13 protein-coding genes are annotated in these 13,544 nt (G+C 66.9%); 9 read left to right on the top strand and 4 right to left on the bottom strand.

The window, feature by feature from the left end; all coding sequences use genetic code 11:
• Nucleotides 1-58 precede the first annotated feature (58 nt).
• The 5 genes from PUN71_RS05020 (at nucleotide 59) to holA (ending at nucleotide 5,235) form a co-directional block, all read left to right on the top strand.
• Nucleotides 59-622 (top strand): dihydrofolate reductase family protein, encoded by a 564-nt coding sequence (locus PUN71_RS05020; RefSeq protein ID WP_277797554.1) that lies wholly within the window; start codon nucleotides 59-61, stop codon nucleotides 620-622.
• 88 nt (nucleotides 623-710) lie between these two features.
• Nucleotides 711-1,100, top strand: coding sequence for a hypothetical protein (locus tag PUN71_RS05015; protein WP_277797553.1), 390 nt, complete (start codon nucleotides 711-713; stop codon nucleotides 1,098-1,100).
• 204 nt (nucleotides 1,101-1,304) lie between these two features.
• On the top strand, nucleotides 1,305-2,204 hold the full coding sequence (locus PUN71_RS05010) for a helix-hairpin-helix domain-containing protein (RefSeq protein ID WP_277797552.1): 900 nt from the start codon (nucleotides 1,305-1,307) through the stop codon (nucleotides 2,202-2,204).
• Between the two features lie 548 nt (nucleotides 2,205-2,752).
• Nucleotides 2,753-4,300 carry a ComEC/Rec2 family competence protein gene (locus PUN71_RS05005; RefSeq protein WP_277797551.1) on the top strand — a complete coding sequence of 516 codons (1,548 nt, stop codon included), beginning with the start codon at nucleotides 2,753-2,755 and terminating at the stop codon, nucleotides 4,298-4,300.
• Nucleotides 4,219-5,235, top strand: coding sequence for a DNA polymerase III subunit delta (gene holA, locus PUN71_RS05000; RefSeq protein ID WP_277797550.1), 1,017 nt, complete (start codon nucleotides 4,219-4,221; stop codon nucleotides 5,233-5,235). Before PUN71_RS05005 ends, holA begins: the two co-directional genes overlap by 82 nt.
• A gap of 198 nt (nucleotides 5,236-5,433) precedes the next feature.
• On the opposite strand, the gene rpsT is transcribed toward holA, so the two are convergent.
• Together rpsT and PUN71_RS04990 are read right to left on the bottom strand one after the other, a co-directional pair.
• Nucleotides 5,434-5,694 carry a 30S ribosomal protein S20 gene (rpsT, locus tag PUN71_RS04995; protein WP_043454339.1) on the bottom strand — a complete coding sequence of 87 codons (261 nt, stop codon included), beginning with the start codon at nucleotides 5,692-5,694 and terminating at the stop codon, nucleotides 5,434-5,436.
• 169 nt (nucleotides 5,695-5,863) lie between these two features.
• Nucleotides 5,864-6,418: a type II toxin-antitoxin system PemK/MazF family toxin gene (locus PUN71_RS04990; RefSeq protein WP_277797549.1), complete on the bottom strand. Its 555-nt coding sequence runs from the start codon at nucleotides 6,416-6,418 to the stop codon at nucleotides 5,864-5,866.
• Nucleotides 6,419-6,593: 175 nt separating this feature from the next.
• On the opposite strand from PUN71_RS04990, the gene lepA reads away from it, so the two are divergent.
• Together lepA and hemW are read left to right on the top strand one after the other, a co-directional pair.
• Nucleotides 6,594-8,450, top strand: coding sequence for a translation elongation factor 4 (lepA, locus tag PUN71_RS04985; protein WP_043454334.1), 1,857 nt, complete (start codon nucleotides 6,594-6,596; stop codon nucleotides 8,448-8,450).
• A gap of 25 nt (nucleotides 8,451-8,475) precedes the next feature.
• Nucleotides 8,476-9,705 (top strand): radical SAM family heme chaperone HemW, encoded by a 1,230-nt coding sequence (gene hemW / locus PUN71_RS04980; RefSeq protein ID WP_277797548.1) that lies wholly within the window; start codon nucleotides 8,476-8,478, stop codon nucleotides 9,703-9,705.
• 53 nt (nucleotides 9,706-9,758) lie between these two features.
• On the opposite strand, the gene PUN71_RS04975 is transcribed toward hemW, so the two are convergent.
• Nucleotides 9,759-10,169 (bottom strand): DUF4870 domain-containing protein, encoded by a 411-nt coding sequence (locus PUN71_RS04975; RefSeq protein WP_277797547.1) that lies wholly within the window; start codon nucleotides 10,167-10,169, stop codon nucleotides 9,759-9,761.
• A 125-nt stretch (nucleotides 10,170-10,294) separates the two neighbouring features.
• Nucleotides 10,295-11,146, bottom strand: a complete 852-nt coding sequence (locus tag PUN71_RS04970; protein ID WP_277797546.1) for a DUF3097 family protein — start codon at nucleotides 11,144-11,146, stop codon at nucleotides 10,295-10,297.
• A gap of 172 nt (nucleotides 11,147-11,318) precedes the next feature.
• Here PUN71_RS04970 and hrcA point away from each other — a divergent pair, with 172 nt between their 5' ends.
• Nucleotides 11,319-12,332, top strand: a complete 1,014-nt coding sequence (gene hrcA, locus PUN71_RS04965) for a heat-inducible transcriptional repressor HrcA (RefSeq protein ID WP_043454320.1) — start codon at nucleotides 11,319-11,321, stop codon at nucleotides 12,330-12,332.
• An 84-nt stretch (nucleotides 12,333-12,416) separates the two neighbouring features.
• Complete coding sequence (gene dnaJ, locus PUN71_RS04960; protein WP_277797545.1) at nucleotides 12,417-13,544, top strand: molecular chaperone DnaJ; 1,128 nt, start codon at nucleotides 12,417-12,419, stop codon at nucleotides 13,542-13,544.

Here is a 13,544-nt window from a genome sequence, read left to right as displayed (position 1 = left end):
GCAGCCTGCACCACCGCCGGTCTGTACGCTGGGGACCGGCCAGTGGGAGGCTGGTTCCATGCGGAAACTCACCTACAGCATGAACCTGTCTGCGGACGGCTACATCGCCGCCGCCGGCGACGACATTGGCTGGAGCGCCCCAAGCGATGAATTGTTTCAGTGGTGGCTGGAACAGGAGCAGTCGAACAGTTTGTCGCTGTACGGGCGCAAGCTGTGGGAGACGATGAGCTCCTACTGGCCGACCGGAGACCAGCAGCCCGATGCGACCCCGGCCCAGATCGAGTTCGCACGGAACTGGCGGGACACCCCGAAGGTCGTGTTCTCATCGACGATCGACAAGGTCGACTGGAACACGCGGCTTGTCACCGGCGACGCGACGGACGAGATCAGCCGGCTCAAGACCGAAGACGGCGGTCCGATGAGCATCGGCGGGGCAACGCTCGCCTGGGCCGCCATGCGGGCAGGCCTGATCGATGAATATGCGCTCGTCATCCATCCGGTCCTGACGGGCGGAGGCACGCCGTTCTTCACAGCCCTGACTACATGGGTGAACCTGGACTTGGTGGAGACGCGCACGTTCCAGGGCGGCGTGGTCCTCACCCGGTACCGGGTGAGGCGCTGAGGGGTTCCTCGGGCCTGGGGTGCGATGGGTCCCAGGCACCAGGCACGGTGCTCCACATAGATCCCCGGAAGTCGGCCACATGATGACAATGTCACCAGCAGGCCGCCGGTGGACCGGCACGGTTGCATGGGTGATGCTTGTGCTCGCCTCGATGATCATTGTCAGTCATGGGATCATCCGCGCCCAGTGGCATCTCGGGGTCCCACATCCAGCCGCGCAGGAAGAGACGTGGATCGGCAGCGGCTGGATCTTTGCCGGGAGCGGGCTGTCCGTCGTGGCCGCGGTCTGGTCGCACCTGCGCGGCAACCCTGTTTGGGTGACTGTCTGCGTTGCCCTGCCAGGAGTTTTAGTGGGCTGGGCGGCGATGATGCAGCCCTACAGCCTGATGCGGCACTTGGCCGCCGCCGTGGCGTTCCCGCTGGCCTTGGGTGCCCTCGCCGAGGTCGTCTGGGCCCGCGGGTACCGGCAGCGGGGATAGGGCGCGTCGACGGGCAGCGACAGCTCTGCATTACCGGGACCTTGGTCCAATGAGAACCTGCCGCCGGACGGGCGGATGACAGGCTGCTGCCGACTATTTGTCGTGGCAAACCAGGGGTTCCAATGGTCCGCCGTCGGTAGGCAGCTTTCCACATAGGGCCTGTGGCGTCTGCCGCCTTGCCCGCATGGTTTCTAGGGTGGAGCTATGTCACGCCGGGACGCCGCAGCAACACGCCAGCAGGCGCGCCACGTGCGGGCAAGGCTCCAGGCCGCCGTAGGTGAGGCAGCGCCGGCTGATTCGGAGAACCGTCTTGGCCTGGACGGGTTTGAGTACCGGGGGCCGGTAGAAGCGAACGGGCCTCCGGCCGACGGCGATTCCGAAGGCACTCCCGGTGCCGGGCCCGTATTGCGCTGGCGGGTGGGGGTGCGGGTTGCCATGCTGCTCGCTGCCGTAGCCGCGGCCGCCTGCGCCTGGTTCTGGTGGCAGGCAGCCAACGCGGCTCCGGAGGTCCTGCCCCTGTCGGGCGTAAGCTCCGGGACAGCCGACGGTAAAGAGGGTGGCGGCAAGCCGTCGGACGAGGCCGAAGAACATCCGGCAGCTGCAAGCCCACATCCCGGAGAGTCCGCCCCTGCGGACCTGGTGGTGGTCCATGTGGCCGGGGCCGTGGCCAAACCCGGCGTCGTCCGACTGCAGCAGGGAAGCCGTGTCGAGGATGCCATTGCCGCGGCGGGCGGCGCAACGCCGGAGGCGGACCCCAACCGCCTGAACCTTGCACTCGTGGTGGACGACGGGCAGAAAATCCACGTGCCCCTGCAAGGCGAACCACTTCCCGCCGCGCCGGACGCTGCTGAATCCGCTGCCAGCGGCGGGGACGGCTCCGGGTCCCACCCGGCAGGCGCCGGTACGCCCGGCGGCAGGGTGAACCTGAACACCGCTGATGTTGCCATGCTGGACACGCTTCCGAAGGTCGGGCCGGTACTTGCCCAGCGGATAGTCGACTGGCGCAAGGAACACGGCCCTTTCAGGAGCGTCGAAGAACTGGACGCGGTGGATGGCGTTGGGCCGAAAATGCTTGAGGCCCTGCTGCCTCTGGTGACGGTGTAGGCCGCCTCAACATGGACACCGTCATCAGGAGACCCCGGATAACGGACAGGGGAGGGGCATAGGCAATGGCAGCAAAGGGCGCATGTCCCAGCCCGTGGAAACGGTTCGTGGAATCCGCAGTGCAGGGCGGCGGCCCAGGCCAGCAGTCAGGGCCGCCCGCACCAACACCTTCCGGGCCGCGGATGCCGGCGCGGCGGCGCCGGGTAACGCCGGAACTGGAAGTCCTCCGAAAGTCCTTGGCGAGTTGCGCGGCCGGTGTCCGCAACCGGGTGGCCAACAACGGCAAGGTCCAGACGGATGGGTATTCCAGTGCCGAAGGTCCGCGGCGCCGCCTGGATCTTCGGCTTGCCCTCCCCGCGGCCCTGGTGTGGGGTGCTGCCGTGGCCGGGCTGTGGCTGCCACCCACTGAACTTGCGGTCCTCTGCTGCCTGCTTGCCGGGCTGGGCGCCTTGTGTCTGATGCGGGCCGCTAAAAATTCTCCGAGACAAAAGCCCGGCCCCGACGTCAGCCGCCATCTCAGCGCACCCAGCCCGTCAAGGAGCCGGACCATGACTGCCGCTCTGGGCTTATCCCTGCTGTTGGCGGCAGCCACCGGAGCGCACTCCGCGACGGCATCAAGCCAACGCTTCAATGGCCCCCTTGCGGAGGCGGTCGCCGGCGGCAAGACAGCCGTCGCCATCGTCGAGGTGGCAGGTAACCCGAGAGCGGTTGGCGGTGCCGGAGCAACGGCGGAACGCTGGTCCGTCCCGGTGTGGACCCGTGAAGTGTCCACCGGCGGGGTCCTGCTCAGGACCCGGGCCCGGCTCACCATCATGGGCGGCCAGGGGTGGGGAGCCGTGCTGCCGGGGCAGACACTGCGCGCCACCGGCAAATTGCGGACTCCGGACCCCGGAGAGCCGGAGGCAGCGAATCTGGCAGCCTCCACGGTTCCCGGCACGGCCACGGGCGGTTCTCTCCTGGAAGAAGCGGCACGGGAACTCCGCGGCCGGTTCGTAGCTGCTGCAGCCTTCCTGCCACCGGACGCCCGCGGACTCCTGCCCGGAATGGTCACCGGCGACACGAGCGCGCTGGACGAGGGACTGAACAATGCCATGAAGGCCGTGGGCATGACCCACCTGACAGCGGTCAGCGGGGCAAACTGCAGCCTCGTTCTGGGCGCGTTGCTGCTGCTCTGCCGCCGCCTCCGGCTGCCAAGGCTTCCTGCTGCGGCAGCCGCCCTTGCCGGCCTGGCCCTGTTCGTGGTTCTGGTGGGACCCGATGCCAGTGTCCTGCGGGCAGCACTCATGGGCGCCATCGGCGTCGCGTCGCTGGCCGGCGGACGCACTGGACGTGGCCTGAGCTTCCTGTGCCTGGCGGTCATCGGTCTGCTGCTGTTCGAACCGGCCCTTGGCGCGAGCTTCGGTTTCCTGCTGTCCGTCCTGGCCACGGTGGGGATCATCCTCCTGGGCCGCCGGATTATCGGCTGGATTCCGGTGGCGGTGCCCCGATGGGCCGCTGCCGCAGTGGCCGTGCCCCTGTCCGCGCAGTTGCTGTGCGGGCCCGTCATCGTCCTCCTGCAGCCCCAGTTTGCGACGTACTCGCTGCTGGCCAATGTTGCGGCATCGCCCCTTGTTGCCCCGGTGACCCTGCTGGGGACTGCTGCCGTTCCTTTGGTGGTCATGCTGCCCTGGGCGGCCACCATATTGATCGCGGTGGCCGGAACCTGTGCCGCCGGCGTTGCCGCAACGGCCAGGTTCGCTGCCGTGCTGCCAGGTTCGGCCCTTCCCTGGCCCGAAGGAGTCGCTGGTCTGCTGTCGATGCTCCTGCTGTCCGCCCTGGCCTTCGCTGCTCTGTGGGCGCTGGCCCACCCCCTGCAGGTGGTCCGCAAAGTCCGCACAATCCACGCCCGCACGGTGGCCCTGATTGAGGTGCTGGATACGGTGATGGGCCGTATCCGCAGTCACCGCAGCTTGGAGCCGGGGCCCGGACGTGGCAGGCTGGGATACTGCAATAAAACCTCCGGAAGGAACCGTCGATGGCCGCTGCGCAAAAGCGAGCAACCCGCTCCCCCGCATCGAACACCGCCTCCTGGCGGGACGCAGCGCCGGCATCGATAGTCCTGGTGGGCGGTCCGGAAGAGTATCTGGGCATCAGGGCCATGGACCGCATCCGGTCGCAGGTCAGGGCAGCCGAGCCGGACGTCGAGCTGAGCCGCATCAACGCCGCAACGTACGAACCGGGGACCTTGACAATGCAGGTTAGCCCTTCCTTGTTCGGTGAGAGCAAACTCATCGAAGTGGAAGCCGTGGAAGGAATGAACGACGCCTTCCTCGCAGACGCCCTGGCGTATCTGCAGCACCCCGAACAGGACGCCGTCGTGGTCCTGCGGCACGCCGGCGGAAACCGCGGGAAGAAACTGCTCGACGCCGTCAAGAAAGCCGGCTGGCCTGTGGTCGACTGTCAGCCACTGAAGAAGGAAGCGGACAAGATCTCGTTCGTTGCGGCGGAATTCAAGGCAGCCGGACGCCGGATCAACCAGGACGCCGTCCAGGCCCTGGTCAACGCCGTGGGAGCAGACCTGTCCGATCTGGCCGCCGCATGCTCCCAGCTCATTGCCGACGCAGGAAGCACTGTCACGGCCGAGACGGTGGACAAGTACTACGGCGGGCGGATTGAGGCCACCGCATTCAAAGTTGCCGATGCCGCCATGGCAGGAAACGCCCCGCTGGCGCTCTCGACGCTCCGCCACGCACTCGCCACCGGAGCCGACCCGGTACCGCTGGTGGCAGCCCTCGCCGCGAAGCTCAGGACGGTGGCGCGCGTGGCAGGTGCCTCGGGTTCGTCTGCACAGATCGCAGCGGAGCTCGGCATGCAGCCCTGGCTGGTGGAGCAGGCCCAACGGGACGTCCGGCGCTGGACCCCGGAGGGCCTGGTGCGGTCCATCCAGGCCACGGCGGAGGCCGATGCCCAGGTCAAGGGCCTCTCCAGGGACCCCGTCTATGCCGTCGAGCATGCCGTGACCGTTATCGCCATGTCAGTCCAGGGCAGATAAGCACGAAACACAGGTCGCCCGGTTCCCGGCGGCAGGGTTGCCCCTCTCGGCTGCGCAGGGCCCGTGGCTTACGACGGCGGTGCTGCCGCCCGCCCGCTGGAAGGGCCGGCTTCGGGCGGCCAGGGTAGGAAGCTTAAAAGCGTGTGGCCGGCACCTTGCGGTACCGGCCACACCATCAGTTCGTGGGAACTGGAAACCTTAGAGTGCGTTGACCTTCTTGGAGATCGCCGACTTGCGGTTCGCTGCGTTGTTCTTGTGCAGAACACCCTTGCTGACAGCCTTGTCCAGCTTACGGCTGGCAGTAACGAGCGCAGTAGTAGCAGCTTCCTTGTCAGCGGACTCAACGGCGGTGTTGACGGCGCGGATGGCCGTCTTCAGCTCGGACTTGACTGCGTTGTTGCGCAGGCGTGCCTTCTCGTTGGTCAGGATGCGCTTCTTCTGGGACTTGATATTCGCCACGTGTGAACTCTCTTTGTAATGCGGAAATGGTCTAGAGGGCTTTCAGGCTGGCCTTGACTGAGCGGCGTGGGGATACCTATGGCGGCCAGCCATCAGTGACCGTCGACCTGCACGGACACACAGCAATAAAGAATAGCAGGTCAGCGGCGGCACTGGCCATTTGAGAGTGTCAGGTCCAGCCGTGTCGCCTGCGCAGTCCGGACGCCACTCTCCCGAAGCGTGCCTCATCCAGCACCGCTCCCTCGCGCCGGATGCTGTCCGGCCGGAGCTGCAGGATGCGGTCAAGCCGCACTTCACTGGGCCGGCCCTGCATGTCCCAGGCTCCGGATCCGAGGTCCACGTAGTCCCCGGCGCTGCCGCCGGCGGGCACTCTGTCCCGGCTGGTCATCATCAGCCCGAGGAGGAATGGGCCGTTATGCCCCACCAGCAGGACGGAACGGTCTTTCCCCTGGTTGTGGTCCTCCTCGAAGGGAACCCACGCCCACACCACTTCGCCCGGATCCGGATCGCCGTCAGGCTGGGGTGCGTAGCGGACGGCGGCCCGTCCGCGGTAGTCGCCAGGGTACGCCGCGGACCCGGAGGGAATGCCTGCGGTGGCCTCGGGACGGGCGGCGCCGGGGCGGCGGCGGCCGGCAGCGCCCGCCGGGGACGCGGGGCGGCGGTTCTGGAGCAGGCGCAGGCCCCGGCGGACGGCGTTTCCCAGCGAGCGGAGATCAAAAGGCATCCCGAAAGCCTATCGGCGCGGCTGGGCCGCAGAAAACCGCCTGCGGGCGGGCAGCGATGCGGTTGCGGAGTCCCGGACGTGGGACACTGGAGGTTGAAGATGTGCGGCTGGACCGCGGGCGGCTTTCTGCGTGCCTGGCGGATGGCTGCAGAAAAGCCAACAGTAAGGACCCTGCGTGTCTCCCATGGCCCGCACCGCACCGGTGCCCGCCGCGACAGATCCGGCAATCATTCGGAACTTTTGCATCATCGCGCATATCGACCACGGCAAGTCCACCCTGGCTGACCGTATGCTGCAGTCCACCGGGGTGGTCCAGGCGCGCGACATGAAGGCCCAGTACCTGGACCGGATGGATATCGAGCGCGAGCGCGGCATCACCATCAAGTCCCAGGCGGTCCGCATGCCGTGGGAGGTGGACGGCGTCAGCTATGCGCTGAACATGATCGACACTCCCGGACACGTGGACTTCACCTACGAGGTGTCCCGGTCCCTGGCGGCGTGCGAAGGCGCAATCCTGCTGGTGGACGCGGCACAAGGCATTGAAGCCCAGACGCTCGCGAACCTGTACCTGGCCATGGAAAACAACCTCGCGATCATCCCGGTCCTGAACAAGATCGACCTGCCGGCGGCGCAGCCCGAAAAGTATGCAGCCGAGCTGGCCAGCCTGATCGGCGGCGATCCCGAGGACGTCCTGCGGGTATCCGGCAAAACCGGCGTCGGCGTCGAGGCCCTCCTGGACAAGATTGTCCGCGACCTGCCGGCCCCGAAGGGTGACCCCGACGCGCCGGCCCGCGCCATGATTTTCGACTCGGTCTATGACACCTACCGCGGCGTGGTGACCTACGTGCGCGTGGTGGACGGCATGCTCCACCCGCGCGAACGCATCCAGATGATGTCCACCAGGGCCTCGCACGAGCTCCTGGAGATCGGGGTCAGTTCCCCGGAACCCACCCCTTCCAAGGGCCTGGGCGTGGGCGAGGTGGGCTACCTGATCACCGGTGTGAAGGACGTCCGGCAGTCCAAGGTAGGCGACACCGTCACCAACCTGGCCAAGCCGGCCGCGGAGTCGCTTCCCGGCTACGCCGATGCCAAGCCTATGGTGTTCTCCGGCCTGTACCCGCTGGACGGCGCCGACTACCCGGTACTCCGCGACGCGCTCGAAAAGCTCATGCTCAACGATGCCGCCCTGGTGTACGAACCGGAGACCTCGGCCGCGCTGGGCTTCGGCTTCCGCGTGGGCTTCCTGGGCCTGCTGCACCTTGAGATCACCCGCGAACGCCTGGAACGCGAATACAACCTCGACCTGATTTCCACGGCTCCGAACGTGGAATACGAGGTGACCCTGGAGGACAAGAAGGTGGTCCGGGTGACCAACCCCAGCGAGTACCCCACCGGCAAGATTGCCGAGGTACGCGAACCCATGGTCTCCGCCACCATCCTGGCCCCCAACGAGTTCGTCGGCGCCATCATGGAACTGTGCCAGTCCCGCCGCGGCGTGATGGGCGGCATGGACTACCTCTCGGAGGACCGGGTGGAAATCCGCTACCGCCTGCCGCTGGCGGAAATCGTGTTCGATTTCTTCGACATCCTGAAGTCGAAGACCCGGGGCTACGGCTCCCTGGACTGGAAGGCCGACGGCGAGCAGGTTGCCGACCTTGTGAAGGTCGACATCATGCTCCAGGGCGAGCAGGTGGACGCGTTCAGCGCCATCACGCACCGGGACAAGGCCTACGCCTATGGTGTGATGATGACCGGCAAGCTGCGCGAACTCATTCCGCGGCAGCAGTTCGAAGTGCCCATCCAGGCGGCCATCGGTTCCCGGATTATCGCCCGGGAAAGCATCCGCGCCATCCGCAAGGACGTGCTGGCCAAGTGCTACGGCGGTGACATTTCCCGTAAGCGAAAGCTGCTGGAGAAGCAAAAAGAAGGCAAGAAGCGCATGAAGATGGTGGGCACCGTGGAGGTGCCGCAGGAAGCGTTCATCGCCGCCCTCACCACCGACGAATCAAAGGACAAGGCCAAGAAGAAGTGACCACCGCACAGCGGGGGACCCGCTGATGCCCAGCGTGCTTCCCCTCGGCGACCCGGCGCCGTCGGACGGTCTGTTGCCTGACCAGGCAGCGGACGGTGCGGCGGTCCGGGCCTTTGGCCTGTACGTCCACATTCCGTTTTGCGCCGTCCGGTGCGGTTACTGTGACTTCAACACCTACACCGCCACCGAACTCGGCGGCGGGGCGTCGCAGGACGCCTATGCCGGAACCGCGGTATCGGAGGTGTCGCTGGCGGCGGCGGTGCTCTCGAGGTCAGGGCTGCCGGAGCGGAAGCTCAGCACCGTCTTCTTCGGGGGCGGCACGCCCACTCTGCTTCCCGCGGACGACCTCGCCATGATCCTCCGGTCGGCGATCGACCAGTGGGGAATCGAGGATGGTGCCGAGGTGACCACCGAGGCGAACCCTGATTCGGTCACGCCCGAGTCCCTGGCGGTCCTCAAGGAGGCGGGCTTCACCAGGGTCTCCTTCGGCATGCAGTCCGCCGTTCCGCATGTGCTCAAGGTCCTGGACCGCACCCATACTCCCAGCCGGGTGCCGCAGGTGGTGCAGTGGGCCCGCGAAGCGGGGCTCGCCGTGAGCCTGGACCTGATCTATGGAACTCCGGGGGAGTCGCTGGCCGATTGGCGCCACTCCCTGGACACCGCGCTCTCGTATGGGCCCGACCACATCAGCGCCTACGCGCTGATCGTTGAGGAGGGCACCAAGCTGGCCGCGCAGATGCGCCGCGGCGAAGTCCCGGGAATTGACGACGACGACCACGCTGACAAATACGAGCTTGCCGACCAGCTGATTACCGAAGCCGGGCTTGGCTGGTACGAGGTCAGCAACTGGGCGCGCACGCCTGAGCAGGCGTGCCGGCACAACCTTGCCTACTGGCGGGGCGATGACTGGTGGGGCATCGGGCCCGGCGCCCACTCACACGTTGGCGGTGTCCGCTGGTGGAACGTCAAGCATCCGGCAGCGTATGCCAACCGGCTGTCCCAGGGGCTGTCGCCTGCGGCGGGCAGGGAAACGCTGGATGCGGAGACCCGGACCATGGAACGGGTGATGCTTGAAGCGCGGTTGCAGTCGGGGCTGGACCTGTCGACGCTTACTGCCGGCGGCAGGCACCAGGTGGCCGGCCTGATCGCTGACGGCCTCGTGGAACCGGCTGACGCCTTCCGGGGACGGCTGGTCCTGACGCTGAGGGGCAGGCTCCTGGCCGACGCAGTGGTCCGCCGGATCCTCCCGGACTGACGCGGAGGGTCCTTCCGGGAATCCGGACGCCAGCGGTGGGTCCGGAACGCCGCTTACTTAATCCAGCGAAGGTTGAACTGGTACCGGTGCGGCTGGCCCCGGTTGACGTGGATTCCCGCTGCCACGGAGAAGCAGGTGAGCGCCACCCAGATCAGCGTGGCAATGACGGCGAAGATATTTCCCACGTAGGGGATGAACACCAGGATGTTGGCCAGCACGGCGGCGATGGTGGGCGGCAGGCTGAAGTTCAGTGCTTCCTTCGATTCCTGGGCGGTGAACGGTCCGCGGTCCCGGAAGATCAGGTAGATCAGCAGCGACGGGACGCATCCCAGGATTCCACCGAAATGTGCGAGCGTGGCCCACTGGCGGTCTTCGCTGGCCGTCAGCGGCAGCGCATTGGCGGGGACGCCATGGTACTCGGAACGGCCCTGGCCGTCCCTGTGATCACGTGCGTTGTCTGCCACAGTCTGTTCCTTCGGAGGTGCAAGTGGTGCTGGCTTCATGTTCTGGCGCGGTGGGGGTGTGCCGTGTATGTCTGCAAGGCACCCGCAATACCAAGAATACTGGCTGTTGGGCACCTGCCCGGCCGTCAGGGCACGGTGAGGAAGTCGATGACCTCCTCCACCCGTCCCAGGAGGGACGCTTCCAGGTCGGCGTACGTGCGGACGGCCCCCAGCAGTTTCTGCCATCCGAGCCCAATGTCTTCCTTGGTGGCGTGCGGCCAGCCGAACGCTTTCAGGATCCCGGTCTTCCAGTCCTGCCCGCGGGGAACGGCGGGCCATTTGTCGATGCCCAGGACGGCGGGCCGGATGGCCTGCCAGACGTCCACATAGGGGTGGCCGACAATCAGGACGTTGCTAGCGGCCCCCGGGGAAGCCATGACGGCGTCCGCTATGCGCGATTCCTTGGAATCGGGGACCAGGTGATCCACCAGCACACCCAGCCGCCGGCCCGGGCCGGGCTTGAACGCGGCGACAGCGCCGGCCAGGTCGTCGATACCGTGCAGGGGCTCGACGACGATGCCCTCCACGCGCAGGTCGTCTCCCCAGACCTTCTCCACCAGTTCGGCGTCGTGCTTGCCTTCCACCCAGATCCGGCTGGACTTCGCCACCTGGGCGCGCTGGCCTTCCACCCGCACGGACCCGGATGCGGTCCGCCCGGCGGCTGCTCCGGTGGCTGCAGCCTTGGGTGCCGGCGGCATCAGCCGGATGGGCTGGCCGTCGAGCAGGAAACCGAATCCCAGCCGGAAAGTCCGCGACTTGCCCCGCCGGTCCTCCAGCGCCACCACGTGCATCCCGCCGGATTTCTCCACCCGCGTCACGGCCCCCACCCAGCCGGACTGGACTTCCTCAAGCACCATGCCGCGCTGGACGGGAACCTCGGGAAGTTCCGTCCGGGCTGGAGCGGAGATTCCCCGGGGTCCCCAGTTCTGGTAATCCATGAAGTCATCCGCCTAGCACTAGGTCCCTGGCCCCGGAATTTCGCCCGGAGCGGTACCAATGCTAACAACGGGGCAAGGCATAATAGACTGTTAGCACTTAGGCATGTCGAGTGCTAACCCCTGGCTGGCACCGGGCGGGGCGCGCGCCCCGGACCATGGATGGAGGTGGAGAGTGAGCGAGCCACGCAAACTGGAAGTACTGCGGGCCATCGTTGAGGACTACGTCCACTCCCGCGAACCCGTGGGGTCGAAGGCCCTGGTGGAGCGGCATCACCTTGGCGTTTCGAGCGCCACCATCCGCAACGACATGGCAGCGCTGGAGGATGAAGGGCTTATCACGGCCCCGCACACCAGTGCCGGCAGGATTCCCACCGACAAGGGCTACCGGCTTTTCGTCGACCAGATTTCGGCCGTGAAACCCCTGTCCGCCGCCGAGCGCCGGGCCATCCAGTCCCTGCTGGAAGGTGCAGATGACCTCGATGACGTCCTGGAACGCACCGTCCGGCTGCTGTCGCAACTGACCAACCAGGTGGCCGTGGTCCAGTACCCGCACCTGAGCCGGGCACTTGTCCGCCACATCGAATTCGTCCTGCTGGCCCCGCGCAAAGTACTGGTGGTCCTGATCGCCAACAGCGGCAAAGTGGAGCAGCGCGTCATCGACGTCGGACAGGACCTTGGTGACGACGTGCTGGCCGAGCTCCGTACCCGGTTCCTTGGTGCCCTGGGCGGAACCCGGCTGAGCCAGCTTGCGCAGGCGCTTCCCGCCGTCGTGGCCGCCACGCCCCACGCGCAGCGCCAGGCAGCACACGCCCTGGCCCTGGGGCTGGAGGCACTGGCGCAAAGCAGCCGGGAGGACCGGATGGTCATGGCCGGGACCGCCAACCTGGCCAGGTCCAACGTGGATTTCCCGCTCAGCATCGGCCCGGTGCTGGAGGCGCTCGAGGAGCAGGTGGTGATGCTGCGCCTGCTGAGTGAAATGGCGCAGGACCACCGCGGTGTGGCTGTGAGCATCGGGCGGGAAAACCCCTATGACGGACTCGCCGAGGCATCCGTGGTGGCCACCGGCTATGGTCCGGACAGCGCCGCGAAAGTAGGAATCCTCGGCCCGACCCGGATGGACTATCCCACCACCATGGCCGCCGTCAGGGCAGTAGCCCGCTACCTTTCCAGGATTTTGGGGCCCTGACTCTTTGCCGCCGGAGCTGTCCGGCCGGAAGACAAGAGCTTGGCCGCCGACTGAACGCAGTACAACAAGGAAGAGATACGAACTTTGAGCAGCCACTATGACGTCCTTGGAGTCTCACCCGAAGCTACCGGGGAGGAGATCAAGAAGGCCTACCGCAAGCTGGCCCGCACCCTCCACCCGGACGTGAACCCCGGTGACGACGCTGCGGAACGCTTCAAGGCGGTAACTCACGCCTACGAGGTCCTTTCCGATCCCCAGAAGCGCCGGGTCTATGACACCACCGGGAACGAGAACGGCACGGACAATGGCTTCGGCGGTGCAAGCTACGCAGGCCAGGGCTTTGCCTTCCAGGACATTTTTGACACCTTCTTCGGTGCCGGCGGCAGCGCCGGCCCCGCGTCCAGGGTCCGGCGTGGCCAGGACGCCCTTATCAGCGTCCGGATTGACCTGCGCGACGCCGTCTTCGGCGTCAATAAGAAACTCGAAGTGGACACTGCCGTGGTCTGCCCCACGTGTGATGGATCCTGCTGCCGTCCGGGGACCCATCCCGAGCGCTGCGATATCTGTGGCGGCAGCGGCCAGGTGCAGCGGGCCGTCCGCTCCATCCTGGGCCAGGTCATGACCGCAGCCCCCTGCGGCACCTGCGAAGGCTTCGGCACGGTCATCAAGGACCCCTGCAACGAGTGCAGCGGCCAGGGCCGCATCCGCAGCCGCCGCTCGCTGACCATCAAGGTTCCCGCGGGCGTTGCCACCGGAACCCGCATCCAGCTCTCCGGCCAGGGCGAGGCCGGACCGGCAGGGGGCCCCGCCGGCGACCTGTACGTCGAAATCCGCGTCAACAACGATGCCACCTATGTGCGCGAAGGCGATGACCTGCATGCCACCCTGCACATCCCCATGACCGCGGCTGCGCTGGGTACGGATGTCAGCCTGGAGACCTTCGACGGCACCCAGGAGATCGACGTCAAGCCCGGTACCCAGTCAGGGGAAATCATCACCCTGCGCGGACTGGGTGTCACCCACCTGAGGGGCTACGGCCGGGGCGACCTGAAGGTCCACCTGCAGGTGGACACTCCGGCCAAGCTCGACTCCGCCCAGGAGGACCTGCTGCGCCAGCTGGCGAAGCTCCGCGGCGAACAGATCACCGAGGGCAAGCTCGCCGCCAGCGGCGGGATGTTCGCCAAGCTCCGGGACCGGTTCGGTAACCTGTAG

Origin of the sequence: Arthrobacter sp. NQ7 (assembly GCF_029581595.2) — a bacterium.
Taxonomy (GTDB): domain Bacteria; phylum Actinomycetota; class Actinomycetes; order Actinomycetales; family Micrococcaceae; genus Arthrobacter; species Arthrobacter phenanthrenivorans_B.
This window is presented reverse-complemented; position numbering and strand designations above follow the sequence as displayed.

Excerpts from the sequence above, each read along its gene's own strand:
- PUN71_RS05020 (WP_277797554.1), top strand. The coding sequence starts at position 59 with ATGCGGAAACTCACCTACAGCATGAACCTGTCTGCGGACGGCTACATC.
- PUN71_RS05015 (WP_277797553.1), top strand. The coding sequence starts at position 711 with ATGTCACCAGCAGGCCGCCGGTGGACCGGCACGGTTGCATGGGTGATG.
- PUN71_RS05010 (WP_277797552.1), top strand. The coding sequence starts at position 1,305 with ATGTCACGCCGGGACGCCGCAGCAACACGCCAGCAGGCGCGCCACGTG.
- PUN71_RS05005 (WP_277797551.1), top strand. The coding sequence starts at position 2,753 with ATGACTGCCGCTCTGGGCTTATCCCTGCTGTTGGCGGCAGCCACCGGA.
- holA (WP_277797550.1), top strand. The coding sequence starts at position 4,219 with ATGGCCGCTGCGCAAAAGCGAGCAACCCGCTCCCCCGCATCGAACACC.
- PUN71_RS04990 (WP_277797549.1), bottom strand. The coding sequence starts at position 6,418 with ATGCCTTTTGATCTCCGCTCGCTGGGAAACGCCGTCCGCCGGGGCCTG.
- hemW (WP_277797548.1), top strand. The coding sequence starts at position 8,476 with ATGCCCAGCGTGCTTCCCCTCGGCGACCCGGCGCCGTCGGACGGTCTG.
- PUN71_RS04970 (WP_277797546.1), bottom strand. The coding sequence starts at position 11,146 with ATGGATTACCAGAACTGGGGACCCCGGGGAATCTCCGCTCCAGCCCGG.